The organism is Streptomyces sp. NPDC036764, assembly GCF_055609385.1.
In genome coordinates this window covers 1-17,166 of sequence record NZ_JBVJPT010000013.1, presented here as the reverse complement: position 1 = coordinate 17,166, position 17,166 = coordinate 1, and the positions used below count along the sequence as shown (strand labels likewise).

Below are 17,166 nucleotides of genomic sequence, written 5' to 3'. Positions count from 1 at the left end.
TCACAGCCAGACTGAAGCCGGATGGGCTGGCTTGGTTGATGAATGACTATCAAGTACCTGAACACGAACGCAGCATCGCCATTACTGGTCGGGCATTCCTCGTGCACGGCTATGGGAAGTTTTGGGGTGCATCGTTACCCTCCGCCCATGATTCCCACGGTGGTTTGGGGCACAGGCAACGTCGGGCGCGCGGCCATCCGGGCTGTCGCGGCGCATCCGATGCTCAGCCTTTTGGCCGTGCTGGTGTCGAGTCCCGCCAAGGTCGGCAAGGATGCGGGCGAACTCGGCGATCTCGGACGGCGTCTAGGGGTGGCGGCGACGGACAATGTGGAGGCCGTTCTGTCCGCGGGCCCTCGCGCGGTCGTGTACGCGGCTTCCGGTGACGTCCGCCCGGACGGCGCGATCGAGGACATCGGCCGCGCGCTGCGCGCCGGCGCGGTGGTCGTCACACCTTCCGTGTACGGCATGTACGACTGCACGAACGCCCCCGACGAAATCCGCGACGTGCTGGCCGAGGCCGCGCAGGCCGGGGGCGGCTCGCTGTTCGTGTCGGGCGTGGACCCCGGTTGGGCCAACGACGTGCTCCCCCTGCTGGTCAGCGGGCTGGGGTCCGACATCGACGCCGTCCGGTGTCAGGAGATCTTCGACTACTCGACGTACGACCAGGAGGAAGCCGTTCGCGACCTGATCGGCATGGGGCATCCGCTGGACTACCAGCCGCTGATGCTCGCCGAGGGTATTCCGACGATGATCTGGGGCGGACAGCTACGGATGATGGCACGGGCCCTGGGCGTCGAACTGGACGCCATCGAGGAGACCTTGGAGCGCCGTCCCCTGGAGACGTCCGTCGTCACCGACACGATGGGCGAGTTCGCGGCCGGCACCCAGGGAGCGGTGCGGCTCGAGGTGCAGGGCGTGGTGGCCGGCGAACCCCGCATCGTCGTCGAGCACATCACCCGCATTCACGCCACCTGCGCCCCGGACTGGCCTGCGCCGCCGGACGGCGGAGCGGGCGCGCACCGCGTGATCATCGAAGGGCGACCCCGCATAGAGGTAACAGTCGAGGCCACGGACGAAGGAGAGAACAGAGCTGCCGGCGGCAACGCGACGGCGGCCGGCCGTCTGGTGAACGCCATCGACTGGCTCGTCGAGGCCGGACCGGGTCTCTACGACGCACTCGACGTCCCGCTGCGCCCCGCGGTGGGCAGACTGGGAAAGAAGTGATCATGCAGATCGACATCCCTGAGGGCGCCGAGCCCATCCCGTTCGTCTGGGGCGACCTGGTGCCCGAGATCGGCCACGCAGCCAGCGCCTTCTCCCTGGCCGTCTATCAGTACACGACCCTCGGACTGCGCGAGTTCGAGGCGGCCCGCCTGCGCATAGCGCAGATCAACGGATGCCTGTTCTGCCTGGACTGGCGCACCGAACGCGACGGAGAGAAGGTCGACGAGGGGTTCCTGGAGGCGGTCACTCAGTGGCGTACGACGGATTCCTTCGACGTACGGACACGGCTCGCCGCCGAGTACGCGGAGCGCTATGCGCTCGACCATCACAACCTGGACGACGAGTTCTGGAAGCGGATGCAGGCGCATTACAGCCAGGCGGAGATCGTGGAGCTGAGCATGAGCATCGGCTCCTGGCTGGCCTTCGGCCGGCTCAATCATGTGCTGGGGCTCGACAGCGTCTGTGTGCTGCCGACGCCACAGGCTTCCTGAAGAGGCGCGCCTAGAGCTGCGGGCCGGGGCACATCGGCCACGGCCCACAGTTGTCCGCTCGGCGCACCGACGGGCGCGCGGCAGTGGTCAGAAGTCCTCGGTGATGATCTTCTCGATGTTGCGCTCGGCGAGCGCGGTGATGGTGACGAACGGATTGACACTGACGTTGCCGGGAATCAGGGCACCGTCCATCACGTACAGGCCCGGATGGCCGTGCAGGCGACCGTAGTTGTCAGTCGCCTTGTCGAGGACGGCTCCACCGAGCGGGTGGTACGTGAGGTGGTCGCCCCAGATCTTGTAGGTGCCGAACAGGTCCGTGCGGTAGATGGTTCCCTCAGTGGCGTTGATCTTGTCGAAGATCGTTTTCGCCATGTCGATCGACGGTTGTTTCCACGCGGTCTGCCAGTCCAGTTCGACCTTTCCCGTCGTCGCGTTCCAGGTGAACCGGCCGCGGTGCGGATTCTTGGTGATGGACAGGTAGAACGACGCCCAGGTCTCGATGCCGGTGGGCAGCGGCGCCACCTCGGCGAACGCGCCGCCCGCCGCCCAGTTGTCGATGCCCGCCGTCGGGATCGACGACTGGAGCGATCCGGTCGGGTCCCACAGGTGGTTGGCCCGGCCGCACATGACGTTGCCGTTCTCTCCCCATCCGTTGCCGACCTCGTTGTTGAGGCCGGGTAGCGCGCCCGTCGCCTTCAGACGGACCAGAAGCTTGCTGGTGCCGACGCTGCCTGCGGCGAAGAACACCCGTTGCGCGCTTACGGTCTTGGTGGTGGTGACGGCTCCGCTCGTGTCGAGTTGCTCGATGGTCACGGAGTAGCCGCCGCCGGCAGGTGTCACCGAGGTGACCCTGTGCAGTGGTGAGATGGTGACCCGGCCGGTCGCGCGGGCCTGCGCGAGATAGGTCTTCGGCAGGGACTTCTTGCCGTGGTTGTTGCCGTACAGGATCTCGCCGGCCAGGGCCGACTTGGTCACCGCTCCCGTGGCCTCCTGCTTCATGTAGTCCCAGTCGTAGACGTTGGGGACGAACATGAAGCGGAAACCGGAGCGTTGGGCGTGTTTGCGGCCGACGCGTGCGTACTTGTAGGCCTCCGTCGTCTCGAACCAGGCCGGGTCGATGGTGGCGACGCCGAGGGTGCTGTTCGCCCGCGGGTAGTAAACGTCGTACATCTCGTCGGCGTCGACCGACGGAAGCACTCCGGGGAAGCGGCTTCGCTCGGGTGTCACTGCCATGCCGCCGTTGACGAGGGAACCGCCCCCGACTCCCCGCCCCTGGTACACCACGATGCCGCCCATCTCCTCGGCGTCCAGGATGCCCGTGTACCGCGGCACGTCCCGGTCGAGCGGGAAGCCCAGGAAGTTGCTCAGGGGCTGCTTGGTCCGGGTGCGAAGCCAGAAGGACCGGTAGTCGGGGCTCGTGGTGTTGGCGAAGACCTTGCCGTCCGTTCCCGGAGTGTCCCAGGCCATGCCCATTTCCACCATGTGGACGTCGACACCGGCCTGGGCGAGCCGTAGCGCGGTGACGGAACCTCCGTACCCGGTTCCTATGACGAGTGCGGTGACCTGTGCGCCGGGTTCGATCAGCCCTGCCCGTTGCGGGAGCGCCGCCGCGTCCGGAAGGTCGATTGCGCCCAGTGCGGCGGCGCCTAAAATAGAACCAGTTCTACCAATGAAACGGCGACGGGAAAGGCCTTTTCCTTCCTGCCTGCTGGGCTGTCTGGAGTCCACGTAGATCCCCTTCCTTTTACACAATGGAAATGAGTTCTACTAAGAAGCGTGAAACAAGTCACGAGAAACCTGCGGGTAACTTGAGCCCTACCCTCGGACTCCCCGTATCAGGAATGTCTCGATGACTCACCCGCCTCTTTGGCATCAATTCAAACCCGTGAACCATGCGAAGGAATGCGGGATCTTCGGCGTGGAGCGATGCGGCGACCGCTGTGCGCGAGCGCGCACCCTGCCTGGCTTGGCTCTGGGCACTGTGGTTCACGGCCCTCATCATCCGCCTGACGTAAGAAATTGACGGCCGCTAAAGCGTCTTGCAGAAGGCCGTGAGCAGGGCATTTCCCTTGTATGCGTGGGGTGTTGAGGGCTGATCCGTTGTGGGTGGAGACGTTCACGGGGCTGCGGATGAAGCAGTTCGAGCGGTTGCTGAAGGTGGTGCGGGAGCGGGGTGGCGGCGGCCCGCGAATGGGTCGACCGTGGTGTCTGCCGCTGGCCGAGCGGGTGCTGGTGGTGGCTGTCTACAACCGGACGAACCTGACCAGGCGGCAGCTCGCGCCGCTGTTCGGGGTGTCGCCGGCGACGGTATGCCGGGTGATCCAGCGGCTACGGCCTCTCCTCGCGCTCGAGTCGGCCTCCCGTCCCGTCGATGTCGCGGACCGGCTGTGGATCGTGGACGGCACGCTGGTCCCGGTCCGTGACCGCAAGGTCGGTGATTCGAGCCGCAACTACCGGTTCTCCGCGAACGTGCAGGTCGTCATCGACGCCGACACCCGCCTGGTCGTGGCCACCGCCCGCCCGGCCCCAGGCAACAAGGCCGACACCCAGGTATGGCGCAACTCCGGCCTGCCGGAGCAGTGCCAGGGTGTCACGGTGCTCGGCGACGGCGCCTACATCAACACCGGGCTGGTCGTCCCGCACCGCAAGCGACCCGGCCGGCCGCTGCTGGCCGGCGAGGAAGCCGACAACGCAGAGCATCGCCGGGTCCGTGCCCGCGTTGTTGACCAGGATGTCCACCGGCCGTTCGCGCCCGGCAAGGATCGCGCCCAAGGCCCGTACCACCGACGGGTCGGCGAAGTCGGCCCGGATCGCCTCGAACGAGCGGCCCGCTGCGAGGACGTCCTTCTCCACCGCGCTGCCGGACTCCTCCAGCGAGGCGCTCACGCCGATGATGTCCGCGCCCGCCCCGGCCAGCGCTCGGGCCATGGCCCGGCCGATACCGCGCCGGGCCCCGGTGACGACGGCGAGCTTTCCGGTGAGGTCGAAGGCGGTCACAGGGCCACTCCCTGGGCGTCATCGGTGCAGTCCACCAGGATCTTCATCACGTCACCGCCGCCCTCCCGGGCCTCGAACGCAGCCGGCGCCTGCGTGAGCGGAACGACCTTGCTGACGCCGAGCTGCTCGTGCCCGCCGTCGGCCGGATCGTCCAGGTCGTCGCGGATCTGATCGGCCGGGCCCGGAAGGCGGACGCGGCCGTCGTCTACGCGAACGACAACTTCGGACTGTGGCGCTCCCACCACGGCGAGCTGCTCGACAGGGCGCTGGCCACGCCGCACGCCGCGCTGGTGGAGCCGGTGCGACCCGACGACGACTCCCTGTTCGTGGTGAAGGCCCGCCATTCCGTCTTCTACGAGACCCCCATGGCGTATCTGCTGTGGCGGCTCGACGTCGGTCATCTGGTGCTGTGCGGCCAGGTCACCGAGCAGTGCGTCCTTTACTCCGCCCTGGACGCGCATATCCGGCACCTCGATGTCACGGTGCCCAGCGACGCCATGGCCTCCATCCATCCCAGGCTCGGCGCCGCCGCGCTGGAGATGATGGAGCGCAATATGGGCGCCCGGATCGTGGCGGCGCGTTAGGTGGATTTTCTGGGTACCCGGCGGTCCGTACCGAACAGGAATCCTCACCGGACCGGAGGCAGGCCATGAGCCCAGGCGTCCGTGCAGAGCTTCTCGGCGTTCTGGTGGCGGCCCTGCGTGCCGAGAGCGACGCCGAGGTCCGGTTCGATCCTGGCAGTCGGGGCGCCCACTCCACGGACGGCTCCAACTACCGGCAGGTCCCGCTGGGCGTGGTCGTCCCCCGGACCGTCGAGGCCGGGGCGCACCTGGTGGAGGTCTGCGCCCGCTTCGACGTGCCCGTGCTCTCGCGCGGCGGGGGCACCCGCCTGGCCGGGCAGACGACCAACGCGGCCGCCGTCATCGACTGGAGCAAGTACTGCGACGCCCTGGTCTCCGTCGACCCCGAGGCGCGCACCTGTGTGGTGGAGCCGGGCATCGTCCTGGACGAGCTCAACCGGCGGCTGGCCGGCCATCACCTCCAGTTCGGCCCGAAACCGTCGGCGCACAGCCATTGCGCGCTGGACGGCATGATCGGCAACAACTCGTGCGGGGCGTCCGCGCAGGCGTACGGGAAGACGGTGGACAACGTGCGCCGCCTCGAAGTGCTGACGTACGACGAGGTGCGGACCTGGGTGGGGCCGACCTCGCGGGCGGAGCGGGCGCGGATCGCCGCCGTCCGGCCGGCGGGCCGAGCTGTACGACGGGCTGGACCGGATCGTCGCCGAGTACCTGGCGGACATCCGGCGCGGGTTTCCGAAGATCCCGCGCCGGGTCTCCGACTACAACGTCGACTCGCTGCTGCCGGAGAACGGCCTGGACGTGGCCAGGGCCCTGGTGGGCAGCGAGGGCACCCTGGTGACCGTCCTGCACGCCGAGCTCGACCTCGTCCCGGTGCCGGCGTACCAGTCGCTGCTGGAGCTCGGGTACGACGGCATCTGCCGGGTCGCCGACGACGTGCCCCGCCTGCTGGAGCACTGCTCCCCTGGCCAGATAGAGGCGCTGGCCCTCGGCCTGGACGGCCCGCTGCCGGGCGACCGTCCCGAACGCCTGACCCGGCGACCCGCCGCCCCCTCCCGCTCGGCCCCCTGGGCCGCCACCGCGACCGCCGGCTCCCTCACGGTCACGGCCGCCCTGGCAGCCGTACGACAGATGCGCCGCGCATGACGCGTACCCCAGTCCAGGAAAGGTCTTTCACCATGTCGACGAAGGTCTCCGACTACCTCCTCCAGCGGCTGCGCGAGTGGGACGTGGAGCATGTCTTCGCCTACCCGGGCGACGGCATCAACGGGCTGCTCGCGGCCTGGGGGCGGGCCGACAACAAGCCCAGGTTCATCCAGTCCCGCCATGAGGAGATGTCCGCGTTCGAGGCCGTCGGCTACGCCAAGTTCTCCGGCCGGGTCGGGGTCTGTGCGGCCACCTCCGGGCCGGGCGCCATCCATCTCCTGAACGGTCTGTACGACGCCAAGCTGGACCATGTGCCGGTGGTGGCGATCGTCGGTCAGACCAACCGCAGTGCCATGGGCGGCTCGTACCAGCAGGAGGTCGACCTGCTGTCCCTGTACAAGGACGTCGCCTCGGACTTCTGCGAGATGGTCACCGTCCCTGAGCAGCTCCCGAACGTGCTCGACCGGGCGCTGCGCACCGCCATGGCCCGGCGCTCGCCGACCGCCGTGATCATCCCGGCCGACGTGCAGGAACTGGACTACGCGCCGCCCGGGCACGCCTTCAAGATGGTGCCGTCCAGTCTCGGCATGCCGCACTACGCGCCGGTACCGGACGACGACGACCTCCAGCGGGCCGCCGATGTCCTCAACTCCGGCGGCAAGGCCGCGATCCTGATCGGTCAGGGTGCGCGTGGCGCCCGGGCGGAGGTGACGGAGGTCGCCGACCGGCTCGGCGCGGGGGTCGCCAAGGCGCTGCTCGGCAAGGACGCCCTCGACGACGACCTGCCGTACGTCACCGGGGCGATCGGGCTGCTCGGCACCCGGCCGTCGTACGAGCTGATGCGGGAGTGCGAAACGCTGCTGGTGATCGGCTCGTCCTTCCCCTACACGCAGTTCCTGCCGGAGTTCGGCAAGGCGCGGGCCGTGCAGATCGACATCGACCCCCACATGGTCGGGCTGCGCTACCCCTTCGAGGTCAACCTGGTCGGCGACGCCGCGCGGACGCTGCGCCGGCTGCTGCCGCTGCTGGAGCAGATGGAGGACACTTCCTGGCGGACGAAGATCGAGAACAACGTCAGGGACTGGTGGGACGTGATGGAGCGGCGGGCCTCCGTCGAGGCCGAGCCGGTCAACCCGGAGCAGGTCGTGCACGCCCTGAACGGGCTGCTGCCGGACGACGTGATCCTGTCCGCCGACTCGGGCTCGGCCGCCAATTGGTACGCCCGGCACCTGAAGCTGCGCGGGGCGATGCGGGGCTCGCTGTCGGGGACGCTGGCCACCATGGGGCCGGGCGTGCCCTACGCCATCGGCGCCAAGTTCGCGTACGGGAACCGGCCGGCGATCGCCCTGGTCGGCGACGGGGCGATGCAGATGAACGGCATGGCCGAGCTCATCACCATCGCCAAGTACTGGCAGGACTGGGAAGACCCGCGGCTCATCGTGGCCGTCCTCAACAACCGGGACCTCAACCAGGTGACCTGGGAGATGCGCGCGATGGAGGGCGCCCCGCAGTTCCTGCCCTCGCAGTCCCTCCCGGACGTCGCGTACGCCGACTTCGCCCGCTCGCTGGGCCTGACCGGCATGCGGATCGACGAGCCGGGCGGGGTGGCCGGCGCCTGGGAGGCCGCGCTCGCCGCCGACCGGCCGTGCGTGCTCGACTTCGTGACCGACCCCGCCGTGCCGCCGATCCCGCCGCACGCCACCCTCGACCAGATCGCGGCCGCGGCCTCGGCCGTCCTCAAGGGCGACAGCGACCGGGCGGGGATGATCCGGCAGGGCTTCAAGGCCAAGATGCAAGAGTTCCTGCCGCACCGACACGAGGCGGGGCGACGGTGAGTGTTGAACGGCGCTGAAGAGTTCAGTTGCGCACGAAACAGTTCAGTAGCGCGGTGAATTGTTCAGTGCCGAACTGCCGTACTTGCCATCGTGGTGCGGCTGAGACTCCCGGACGTCACGCCACGGGGGCTTGTAGAACACGCTGGGCACGCAGCGGCCATCGGCGCACCGTGAGGGCAGGAGCAGCACCGGCCTTCTCGGCGGCCGGGTCCTCTCCCGTGACGGTGACGGGGCCACGATGAGGGCTCACCGCTGTGCCTGAGCTCAAGGCGGATGGAGGCATTGGCCGGGGACGTCTGTCTGGTCCGTCGGGCGTGAGCAGCGGCAGCAGGACTTGGTCGATGAGGCGCCGGGACCGCTCTTGACGCCTTCCTCCCGTTGTTCACGCCCGATCAGAGAGGCTCTGGCCCGCGACCGGTCCTCAAGTGCAGTGTCCCAAGGATCCGCACTGGGTTTCCTGCTGCACAGTTGCGCTTGGCTGGAGTCACCGTTGGATGCCAGCAACCGAATCGCGGTGTCGAGACTCCCTCTGCATTCGGATAATCTCATCCGTAGGGTCTCAGCTTCTGACGCTCGGGTCATTTTTGCCGACGACTCCGGCCCGATCGCAGCATTGATCAGCGAGCGGGAACTTGCACGGCTCGAAACCGGTCGGCCGACGAAGCTCGCCCTGGGGATGAAGAGTGCCATGGAATTGGCTGATCCCCGAGTAATCGTGTGCGGGGACCGGAGGTGGCTCTGGCCTGGCACCGTCGCCGCAGTGCTGGACCGCCTGGCAACCCGTTACGGGATCGGCTCATCGTGATCGAGGTGGCGGCCGGGCAGGGAACCCGCGGGAGCTGGCCGCGGGCATCGTGGAAGTCGAGCGGGGCCGCGCACCGGGCGCCGGGGACGTCAGGCCGGGATGAGTGCCTGGTCGCCCAGTGCGCGAAGCACGCTCCGGCCGCACTCCCGAGATGGACAAGATCGCGCTCGACAGACGCAGCCACTGGCACGACCTGACGCTCGACGCATCTGTTGCCCTGGTCAGCCACCATCACGGAAGGCCCCCAGTCCCCTGAGGATGAGATCCAACCCGACGGAGAAGACCTCTTCGACAGGCACCGGCAACGCCTCCGCGATCGAGTGGACAGCGGGGAACTGTGCCGGATCCACGCCCCGCAGGGCAGCGACCGACTCCTCATTGCGCGGCCCACCGGCGCCGTTCTCATGGTTGAGCTGTATCGCCAGGCCAAATACGTAGCGAGCCAGCGTCACATACGCGCGCGTGGCGGGCCAGTGAACATGTGGTCCACGACCTGCGCCACGAGCTCTGCCCTGTTGCCGAATGCCGGTACAGCGTCGCCGTACCCGAGCCCAGGCGCTCGGCCAGGGCCCTCATCGACAGCGCCTCCGCTCCCTCCTCGTCGACGATCCGCAGCGCCATGGCGACGATCCGGTCCGGTGGGACCGGCAGCGCGGCGCACCAACTGATCCATCTCCTCGCTCAAGACCACCGTGGCCGTAACACGCGGGGGCTTTCTCTTGACACACCCACCTTATCGGTAACAGTGTAACCATTATGAGTACCTGGTCTGAGCCCCAGCCCGATTCCCGGTTCGTCGAGATGGACGGCCTGCGGATCCACTACAAGCGTGCTGGGCACGGCCCGGCACTCGTGCTGCTGCACGGCAGTGCCTCATCTCTGCAGCACTTCGACCGCGCGACGGATCTACTGTCGGATTCGTTCGATGTCATCCGTCCCGACCTGCCGGCGTTCGGACTGACGGGCCCGCGCAAGGACCGCGACTACCGCATCCCGGCGTACGCCGCGACGGTGGCGGGCTTCGCGCAGGCGCTTGGCGTGCCGTACTACGCGGTGGGCGGCAATTCCCTGGGCGGCAACATCGCCTGGAACGTCGCGCTGGATCATCCGGAGCGGCTGACCGGCCTGGTGCTGGTCAATGCCACCGGCTACCCGGAGAAGACGGTGCCCGCGGGGATGCGCCTGGCCCGCAACCCGCTGGTGCGGCCCCTGCTGAGGCGGGTGATGCCGCGCGGGGCAGTCGAACGCAACCTGCGCGAGGCCGTCGGGCCGCATTCGCAGATCGTGGACGACGCCATGGTGAACCGCGCCTATCAGCTCATGAGCCGCCCCGGTAACCGCTCGGCCTTCGTCGACTTCTGCAACACCGACCAGCCGGACCGCAGCGCGCAGATCCCCCGCATCACGGTGCCCACGCTGGTGCTGCGCAGCGCGAGCACCGACGGCCAGCACTTCACCCGCGACATCCCCGGCGCCCAGGAGCTCGTCCACCCCCACGGCGGACATCTGCTGCCGGAGGAGGAACCGCAGTGGGTCGCGGACGCGATCGCGAAGTTCCTCGGCTCCTGCGCCGACACCCCCGCGAACTGAGGGCAAGGAGGCCCGTTCCATGAAGTACTTCGTCGCCTCGGGCGAGGACCGCAAGCTCACCGCCGACTCGCGCAAGGCGCTGCGCGGCAGTTTCATCGAGCTGTCCGACGGCGTCACCCACTACGAGTTGACGGGGCCCGAGGACGGGGATGTGGTCCTGATGGCGGGCGGTCTGACCATCCCGCTGTTCTACTGGGACGGCCTCGTCAGCGAGCTGCACGCCCGCGGGCTGCGCACTCTGACCTGCAGCGCCTACGGCCGCGGCTACTCCGACCGGGTACAGGCGCGATACGACGAGACACTGTTCACGCGGCAGTTGGCCGAGCTGACGGACCGGCTCGGCCTGACGGCGCGGCCCCTGCACCTGGTCGGCACCTCCATGGGCGCGCTGGTCAGCATGACGTACGCCGCCCAGTACCGCTCGTCGGTGTCCACTCTCACCATCGTTGGACCCGCCGGTCTCGCGAAACCGCGGTTGGCCTCCCCCAACCGGCTGCTGCGCAGCGATCTGCTGGCCGGAGTGGTCGCCCGCCGTCGCGGCCTTCAGCTCCTCCAGGGGCACCTCGGGCACAACGTCCGCGACCCCGAGCTCGGCGCGAAACTGACCGAGACGGTCCTCGACACCCTCCGCTTCGAGGGCTCGCTGTACGCGGTCTTCGACACCCTGCAGCACCTGCCTCTCACCGGCCGTGACGACCTCTTCCGGCGGACGGGGGCACTGGGCATTCCGACGCTGCTGCTGTGGGGCGACGAGGACGACGTCACGCCGCTGGTGCAGTTCGACACAGCACGCGCTCTGCTGAAGCCTCAGAAACATCACGTAATTAACAAATGCGGGCACATGGCCCCATACGAACGGCCTCGCGACGTCGCCGATCAGCTCGTCCCGTTCGTGTCCGCACGCACCGAAAGGCTCGACTCATGAACAGTCCGCAGGCCATCGACGTACTGATCATCGGTGCCGGCCCATCGGGCTCCGCCTTGGCGATCGACCTCGTACGCCGCGGACTCGACGTCCGGATCATCGACAGGTCCCCCCACGCTTTCGACGGCTCGCGCGCCAAGGGCATCCAGCCCCGCAGCCTCGAAGTCCTCGAAGACCTCGGCGCTCTCGACGACGTGCTGGCCGGCGGCGACATCTATCCCAAGCTCGGGATCCATGCAGGACCCATCGGTGTGCCGTGGAAGATGTTCCCCCACAAAGAGGCAACCCCGGACGTCCCGTACCCGAACACCTGGCTGATTCCGCAGTTCCGCACGGATCGCGCCCTGCACGCCCGGCTCAGTGAGCTCGGCCGCGAGGTCGAGTTCAGCAAGGAACTGACCGAGCTGACGCAGGACGAGGACACGGTGGTCGCCAAGGTGGTGGGCGCGGACGGGGTCGAGGAGATCGTCGCCCGCTATGCCGTGGGGGCCGACGGCGGCTCCAGCGTGGTGCGCAAGCAGCTCGACATCGGTTTCGCCGGGACGACGGACGAGTCCGACCGCGTGCTGATCGTGGATGCCTCCGTAAGTGGCCTGGCCCGCAACCGGTGGCACATGTGGCCCGGCCTCGGCGGCAAGCTCATCGGCGCCTGCCCGCTCCCCGACAGCGACATGTTCCAGTGGATGATCCGGCTCACGCCCGACGAGAGGCCGCCCCAGGAGATCGGCACCATCATCGACCGGATCCACTCCCACACCCGCAACCGGCACATCCAGCTCCACGAGATCCACTGGAAGTCCGTGTTCCGGCCCAACATCCGTCTTGCGAAGCACTACGGCCGCGGACGTGTCTTCCTCGTCGGCGACGCCGCGCACGTCCACACCCCGGCCGGTGCCCAGGGCTTGAACACCGGTATGCAGGACGGCTACAACCTCGGCTGGAAGCTCGGCCAGGTCCTCGCCGGAGCCGACCCGGCCCTTCTGGACACCTACGAGGCCGAGCGGCAGCCGATCGCCGCCGGGGTCCTGGGACTGTCCACGGAGAAGTGGGGCGGCCTCGCCAAGCTCGACCCGTCGAGCATGAAGCGGGGCAAGGACGAGCAGCAGCTCGCCCTGACCTACTACGGCGGCCCGCTCGCCCCCGCCGACGGCGACATTAGCGGCACCAGCACGCTGCATGTGGGCGACCGTGCCCCGGACGCCCGACTGCTCGGCGCCGACGGCGCCGAGACCCGCCTGTTCAACCTCTTCCAGGGACCGCACTTCACCGCCATCGCCTACGGGCCCGGCGCCGCCCAGGACCTCGAACTCCTCGACTGGCCGACGACGGGCGCCCGGCTGAAGCAGCTCACTGTCGGATCGGCCGCGGGCGACGGCCGCGCCTTCTCCGACCCCAAGAACACGCTGCAGAGTGCCTACGGCCTGACCGGCGACACTCTGCTGCTGATCCGTCCCGACGGCTACATCGGGCACATCGCCACTCGGGATTTCCTCACCACCACACAAGCCGCCGTGCGGGCAATGACGCCGCAGGCAAGGAGCCGCACCATGTCACAGCAGAGCCACACCTCCCCCGGTTCGGGGGCCACTGAATGAGCCGCATACTGCTGCGCGGGGCGCAAGTCATCACGATGACGCCGGACCGGCCGGACGCCGAGCATGTCGACATCCTCGTCGACGGCGAGACCATCGCCGCCGTTGGCGAAACCATCGAGGCGCCCGACGCCGAGGTCGTCGACTTCTCCGGCCGCGTCCTCATCCCCGGCCTGGTCAACGCCCATCTGCACACCTGGCAGACCGCGCTGCGCTCCGTGGGCGCCGACTGGACGCTGATGGAGTACCTCACCCACCTGCACGGCGAGTGCGTCGGGCACTACACCCCGGCCGACATGCGCATCAGCAATCTCGCCGGCGCCCTGAACCAGATCAACTGCGGTACCACCACCCTCGGCGACTGGTGTCACAACGTCCTGTCGCCCGAGCACGCCGACGCGGCCGTCGAGGGACTGGTCCAGGCCGGGATCCGCGCCGTCTTCCTGCACGGCACGCCCTACCGCTCGCCGGAGATCCCCCACCCGCTCGCCGAGATCGACCGGCTGCTCGACGGCCCCGTCCGCGACCACGCCCTCCTCACCCTGGGCATGGCCCTCCAGGGGCCGCAATACTCCTCCGCCGAGACCGCGGTGGCCGACTTCCGAGCCGGCGCGGAACGCGGCCTCGTCGTCTCGATGCACCAGAGCGGCGGCGAACCCTCACCCGGTTGGGAAGCCGTGCGCAACGCCGGGCTGTTCAGTCCCCTGACCAACGTCGTGCACGGAGCCGACCTGCCCGAGGACTGGCTGAAGACGCTGGTCGAGGCGGGCGTCACCTTCACCACCACCCCGGAGAACGAACTGGGCCAGGGTCACGGCACACCCATCATCGGATCCCTGCTGAGCCTGGACGCGGCGCCCTCCCTGGGCACCGACATCGACACCGCCGTACCCGGCACGGTCCTCACCGCCGCCCGGATCGCTCTGGCCCACCAGCGCAGCCTGGACCACGCCCACCACCGGCAGACGACCGGCATGTACGCCAACACACCGTCTGTCACCAGCAAACAGGCGCTTGCCTGGGCCACGGTCGAAGGAGCGAAGGCACTGGGCCTGGCAGACAAGGTGGGCCGGATCGAGGCGGGCATGCAGGCCGACCTGGTCGCCGTCGACGCCCGGGCGCTCAACCTGTGGCCGGCGCACGACCCGGTCGCCACGGTCCTGCACGCCGACATCGCCAACATCGAAGCCGTGATGGTCGCCGGCACCTGGCGCAAACGCGATCACGTCCTGCTCGCATCCGGCCTCGACGAGGTCAAGGACCAGCTACGCGAGTCCGGAGAGCGGCTGCTGCGCGGCATCGGGCCCGCGGGCTCTCCCGGCTGACATACCGCAACGGCCCCCACGCATGAACCGCGCGCCGACGCGCACGACACCCCGTCCTCGTCGGCGCGATGGCCCCGCGCCCTCAGAGCCGCACACCGCGGCCTCGTTCCCACAGCAAGAAGGTCCCGTGAGCAGCCCCATGCCGCCTACCGCGGGGATGCCCCGCGACGCCCTGCACCAGGAGCAGATCATCCAGGCGGCCATCGCCCTTCTGGACGAGGGCGGCATCGAGAGTCTGAGCATGCGAAAACTCGGCAGCCGTCTCGGCATCACCGCGGCGGCACTCTACTGGCACGTCAGGAGCAGACAGGATCTGCTCCTGCTGGCCGCTGACACCGTCTGGGGGCAGACACCTCTCCCCGCTCTCGACGGCGTCGGATGGCGTCCGGTCCTCCTGGCCATGGCCGACAACCTGCGTTCGATGCTTCTCAGGCGCCCCTGGCTGCTGGCCGCCATGACCATCCAGCCTCTTGACGGCCCGGCCAGGGACCGCCATGACGAGCACCTGCTCGCGGTCTGCGAGGCGTCCGGCCTCACCAGGCGGGATGCCGAGCAAGCCGCCCAGAGCGTCGTCACGTTCGCGATCGGCGCCGCCCTCGCAGCCACCCCTCGCCCGTATGTGTCCTTCGGACTGCAGTCGCTTCTCGACGGCGTCGAAGCCAGGCTTGCCGCCCGTACCTGACCCGACACAGCAGAAGAGGCAGACGCTCAGCTCGAGCGCCTGCCCCTGAACGGACAGGGCGACGGGCAGGAGACCTGACCTCTCCTCAACCTCACGCCTCCGCAGGCTGTGTCGTACCAGGAGTTCGGAAACAACTGCTGGTCGGTGTGCAACACCGCTCTCGCCCACCGAGTCGCTATCCACGGCAGCAAGGCCGGCTACACGGTCACCGCGGAACTCTTCACCGGCACCCGACCGGGAGACCGCCTGTGCTGAAGGATGAGGCCCGCCGCGGTTACTGGTGCGAGTGCTGGACCGAAGACCTCAACGGCGAGGGCGGGGTGGAACTACGGAGGTCGTTCGACGCCTACTCGGCGCCCCAGGCCGACAGATGGGTAGCCGTCGCGCTCCGCACCATCTCACCGGCATTCGACCGGACGCATCCTCCCAGGCATGGGACTGGCTGTACGACGGCCGCATAGAGACCCGCCGAGCCCTCCTGCGCTGCGAGCCCTGCACGGTGTCCATCACCCACACCACGACCCGCATCACCTGGACCATCCGACCGGTGATCTTCCTACCGCTCGCGCACCGCGAAGGCAGGCAACTGCCCTCCTGCGCCTACGACTTCAAGCCCCGACCGGCCCAGCAGACCGTGTCGAGTCTCAGTTGATGGTTGACGGGTTGGCGTCGGGTGATGCTTGACGTCTGCCCTAGACGATCTTTCGGCGATTGTGTTCGCCGGAGTTGCGGACCACCACCTCCTTCCTGGTGACGCGGGGGACGGTGGTGATCAGCTCGGTTCCCTGGAAGATGCGGATGCTGGTCTCGTCCAGGTGGGCGGTGACAATCTGGCGGGCATGGCCGCGGCCGAGCTGGATGCGTTGTCCGGCGACCACGAAGCCGCCGGTGCTGCTGACGGTGCGCTCGGCGATCTGCTCGCCGGGCGGTGGCAGCAGTGGTGGAGGGCCGGCCGGACGGCCGCCCTGCAGACGACTGCAGGCCGACGGCGGCAGCGGGCTGGGCAGGGTGGCCTTGAGGACCCGCTGTTCGTCGAGGACCTGAAGGATCCGTCCGTCGAGCCGCAGGGTGACTCGTTGTCCGGCGAACGGCCAGCCGATGAGGGCCTTGTCGCCGCCCAGGCCGACGTAGCCGACCGCGTTGACGGTGCGATCGACCTCCACCGCCTTCGCGGAGTCGTCGGCCGGGCCGGGATCATCGGGCCAGGGTCCGGCTGGACGGGCATCGCCGCTGGCCAGCAGGGCTTTGAGGTCCCGGCCGGACAGTTTCGAGGGCAGCGTCTTGTGCCGTGCCCCGCCGATCAGCACATGCAGCCGGTTCACGTTGATGCGCAACGTCACCCGAGTGCCGGCCAGGGCCGGACCGAACCAGATCTGCTGCCCGCGCAGGCTCAGATTCCCCGAAGCAGGAACCTGCCGCTCCACCTCGATCGCACCGATCTCGCCCTCGGCCAACGGCCAGGCCACCGACGCCGGTTCAGGCGGCGGATCCGGCGGAGCCGCAGGAGTGACCAGGTCGAGGCGGGCGGGCAGGACCACCGGCAACACATCGGCCCTGCCTTCCTGACCTTCGATGCTCCTGAAGCCCTGTTGATCGAACTCCTGAAGCGGGTGTCAGCCACATCCCGAGCCAGGCGACGCGAGCGCCGCATCAGGCATCGGAGTGGTAGCGGGCATCAGGAGTGGGCCAGGCTCGGGCCATGAAAGGCGGCCGGTCGATGCGGTCGAAGCAGCGCACGAGGAAGTCGCAGAAGGTGCCCGCGCTCTCGAACCAACTGTTGCACTCGCTGCTGACGACGATGCGCCACTCATCAGGGTCCGGCTCGATCGTGAGGAAGTAGGGTCCGTCTTCAAAGATCGTCGGTGGTGGATCATGGTGGGGGTGATACGTCGTCATGAACTCACCGATCAGGAGTGGGAGTTACTCGCTCCGCTGATACCGCGGGCTGCGACGGGCCGGCCGCGGGTGTCGGA

General features: G+C 68.6%; 13 protein-coding genes and 6 pseudogenes. 12 read left to right on the top strand and 7 right to left on the bottom strand.

The genetic code is table 11. The features are described 5' to 3' along the window. The first annotated feature begins 147 nt into the window (after positions 1–147). A complete protein-coding gene (locus ACZ69Q_RS34460; RefSeq protein ID WP_471049735.1) occupies positions 148–1,224 on the top strand; it encodes an NAD(P)H-dependent amine dehydrogenase family protein in 1,077 nt (358 codons plus the stop codon). Between the two features lie 2 nt (positions 1,225–1,226). Next, on the top strand, positions 1,227–1,715 hold the full coding sequence (locus ACZ69Q_RS34455; protein WP_471049733.1) for a carboxymuconolactone decarboxylase family protein: 489 nt from the start codon (positions 1,227–1,229) through the stop codon (positions 1,713–1,715). A gap of 87 nt (positions 1,716–1,802) precedes the next feature. On the opposite strand, the gene ACZ69Q_RS34450 is transcribed toward ACZ69Q_RS34455, so the two are convergent. Next, positions 1,803–3,443: a GMC oxidoreductase gene (locus ACZ69Q_RS34450; RefSeq protein ID WP_471049730.1), complete on the bottom strand. Its 1,641-nt coding sequence runs from the start codon at positions 3,441–3,443 to the stop codon at positions 1,803–1,805. Positions 3,444–3,788: 345 nt separating this feature from the next. Between ACZ69Q_RS34450 and ACZ69Q_RS34445 the strand changes: the two are divergent. Next, positions 3,789–4,436, top strand: a pseudogene (locus ACZ69Q_RS34445) (transposase family protein); the annotation flags it as partial. On the opposite strand, the pseudogene ACZ69Q_RS34440 reads toward ACZ69Q_RS34445, so the two are convergent. Together ACZ69Q_RS34440 and ACZ69Q_RS34435 are read right to left on the bottom strand one after the other, a co-directional pair. Further along, positions 4,425–4,712: pseudogene (locus tag ACZ69Q_RS34440) on the bottom strand (SDR family NAD(P)-dependent oxidoreductase); the annotation flags it as partial. The pseudogenes ACZ69Q_RS34445 and ACZ69Q_RS34440 overlap by 12 nt on opposite strands. Further along, positions 4,709–4,828: pseudogene (locus ACZ69Q_RS34435) on the bottom strand (Zn-dependent alcohol dehydrogenase); the annotation flags it as partial. The pseudogenes ACZ69Q_RS34435 and ACZ69Q_RS34440, both read right to left, overlap by 4 nt. Here ACZ69Q_RS34435 and ACZ69Q_RS34430 point away from each other — a divergent pair. From ACZ69Q_RS34430 to ACZ69Q_RS34420, 3 genes and pseudogenes are all read left to right on the top strand, one after another. Next, complete coding sequence (locus ACZ69Q_RS34430) at positions 4,802–5,296, top strand: cysteine hydrolase family protein (protein ID WP_471050268.1); 495 nt, start codon at positions 4,802–4,804, stop codon at positions 5,294–5,296. The pseudogene ACZ69Q_RS34435 and the gene ACZ69Q_RS34430 overlap by 27 nt on opposite strands. A gap of 65 nt (positions 5,297–5,361) precedes the next feature. Beyond that, a pseudogene (locus ACZ69Q_RS34425) lies at positions 5,362–6,277 on the top strand (FAD-binding oxidoreductase); the annotation flags it as partial. 194 nt (positions 6,278–6,471) lie between these two features. After that, positions 6,472–8,274, top strand: a complete 1,803-nt coding sequence (locus ACZ69Q_RS34420; RefSeq protein WP_471049728.1) for a thiamine pyrophosphate-requiring protein — start codon at positions 6,472–6,474, stop codon at positions 8,272–8,274. Positions 8,275–9,300: 1,026 nt separating this feature from the next. On the opposite strand, the gene ACZ69Q_RS34415 is transcribed toward ACZ69Q_RS34420, so the two are convergent. Both ACZ69Q_RS34415 and ACZ69Q_RS34410 read right to left on the bottom strand, forming a co-directional pair. Further along, a complete protein-coding gene (locus ACZ69Q_RS34415) occupies positions 9,301–9,531 on the bottom strand; it encodes a TetR/AcrR family transcriptional regulator C-terminal domain-containing protein (RefSeq protein WP_471049726.1) in 231 nt (76 codons plus the stop codon). Continuing rightward, a complete protein-coding gene (locus ACZ69Q_RS34410) occupies positions 9,482–9,700 on the bottom strand; it encodes a TetR family transcriptional regulator (protein ID WP_471049723.1) in 219 nt (72 codons plus the stop codon). Before ACZ69Q_RS34410 ends, ACZ69Q_RS34415 begins: the two co-directional genes overlap by 50 nt. A 135-nt stretch (positions 9,701–9,835) precedes the next feature. On the opposite strand from ACZ69Q_RS34410, the gene ACZ69Q_RS34405 reads away from it, so the two are divergent. The 6 genes and pseudogenes from ACZ69Q_RS34405 (at position 9,836) to ACZ69Q_RS34380 (ending at position 15,845) form a co-directional block, all read left to right on the top strand. Further along, positions 9,836–10,669 (top strand): alpha/beta fold hydrolase, encoded by an 834-nt coding sequence (locus ACZ69Q_RS34405; protein WP_471049720.1) that lies wholly within the window; start codon positions 9,836–9,838, stop codon positions 10,667–10,669. Between the two features lie 19 nt (positions 10,670–10,688). Then, positions 10,689–11,594, top strand: coding sequence for an alpha/beta fold hydrolase (locus ACZ69Q_RS34400; protein WP_471049717.1), 906 nt, complete (start codon positions 10,689–10,691; stop codon positions 11,592–11,594). Then, positions 11,591–13,189, top strand: a complete 1,599-nt coding sequence (locus ACZ69Q_RS34395; RefSeq protein ID WP_471049714.1) for an FAD-dependent oxidoreductase — start codon at positions 11,591–11,593, stop codon at positions 13,187–13,189. The genes ACZ69Q_RS34400 and ACZ69Q_RS34395 overlap by 4 nt, the downstream gene beginning before the upstream one ends. Then, a complete protein-coding gene (locus ACZ69Q_RS34390; protein ID WP_471049712.1) occupies positions 13,186–14,511 on the top strand; it encodes an amidohydrolase family protein in 1,326 nt (441 codons plus the stop codon). Before ACZ69Q_RS34395 ends, ACZ69Q_RS34390 begins: the two co-directional genes overlap by 4 nt. 127 nt (positions 14,512–14,638) lie before the next feature. Beyond that, positions 14,639–15,193 carry a TetR family transcriptional regulator gene (locus tag ACZ69Q_RS34385; protein WP_471049709.1) on the top strand — a complete coding sequence of 185 codons (555 nt, stop codon included), beginning with the start codon at positions 14,639–14,641 and terminating at the stop codon, positions 15,191–15,193. A 248-nt stretch (positions 15,194–15,441) separates the two neighbouring features. Further along, positions 15,442–15,845 (top strand): annotated as a pseudogene (locus tag ACZ69Q_RS34380) (hypothetical protein). 40 nt (positions 15,846–15,885) lie between these two features. Here ACZ69Q_RS34380 and ACZ69Q_RS34375 read toward each other — a convergent pair. Continuing rightward, positions 15,886–16,743 (bottom strand): annotated as a pseudogene (locus ACZ69Q_RS34375) (IS481 family transposase); the annotation flags it as partial. Between the two features lie 100 nt (positions 16,744–16,843). Then, the gene (locus tag ACZ69Q_RS34370) at positions 16,844–17,089 is read right to left on the bottom strand and encodes a hypothetical protein (protein WP_471049707.1); all 246 of its coding nucleotides are present in this window, start codon (positions 17,087–17,089) and stop codon (positions 16,844–16,846) included. Between the last annotated feature and the right edge of the window lie 77 nt (positions 17,090–17,166).

Bases quoted from the DNA above. Each gene is read 5' to 3' on its own strand.
- ACZ69Q_RS34460 (WP_471049735.1), top strand. From the start codon at position 148: ATGATTCCCACGGTGGTTTGGGGCACAGGCAACGTCGGGCGCGCGGCC.
- ACZ69Q_RS34455 (WP_471049733.1), top strand. From the start codon at position 1,227: ATGCAGATCGACATCCCTGAGGGCGCCGAGCCCATCCCGTTCGTCTGG.
- ACZ69Q_RS34420 (WP_471049728.1), top strand. From the start codon at position 6,472: ATGTCGACGAAGGTCTCCGACTACCTCCTCCAGCGGCTGCGCGAGTGG.
- ACZ69Q_RS34410 (WP_471049723.1), bottom strand. From the start codon at position 9,700: ATGGCGCTGCGGATCGTCGACGAGGAGGGAGCGGAGGCGCTGTCGATG.
- ACZ69Q_RS34405 (WP_471049720.1), top strand. From the start codon at position 9,836: ATGAGTACCTGGTCTGAGCCCCAGCCCGATTCCCGGTTCGTCGAGATG.
- ACZ69Q_RS34400 (WP_471049717.1), top strand. From the start codon at position 10,689: ATGAAGTACTTCGTCGCCTCGGGCGAGGACCGCAAGCTCACCGCCGAC.
- ACZ69Q_RS34395 (WP_471049714.1), top strand. From the start codon at position 11,591: ATGAACAGTCCGCAGGCCATCGACGTACTGATCATCGGTGCCGGCCCA.
- ACZ69Q_RS34390 (WP_471049712.1), top strand. From the start codon at position 13,186: ATGAGCCGCATACTGCTGCGCGGGGCGCAAGTCATCACGATGACGCCG.
- ACZ69Q_RS34370 (WP_471049707.1), bottom strand. From the start codon at position 17,089: ATGACGACGTATCACCCCCACCATGATCCACCACCGACGATCTTTGAA.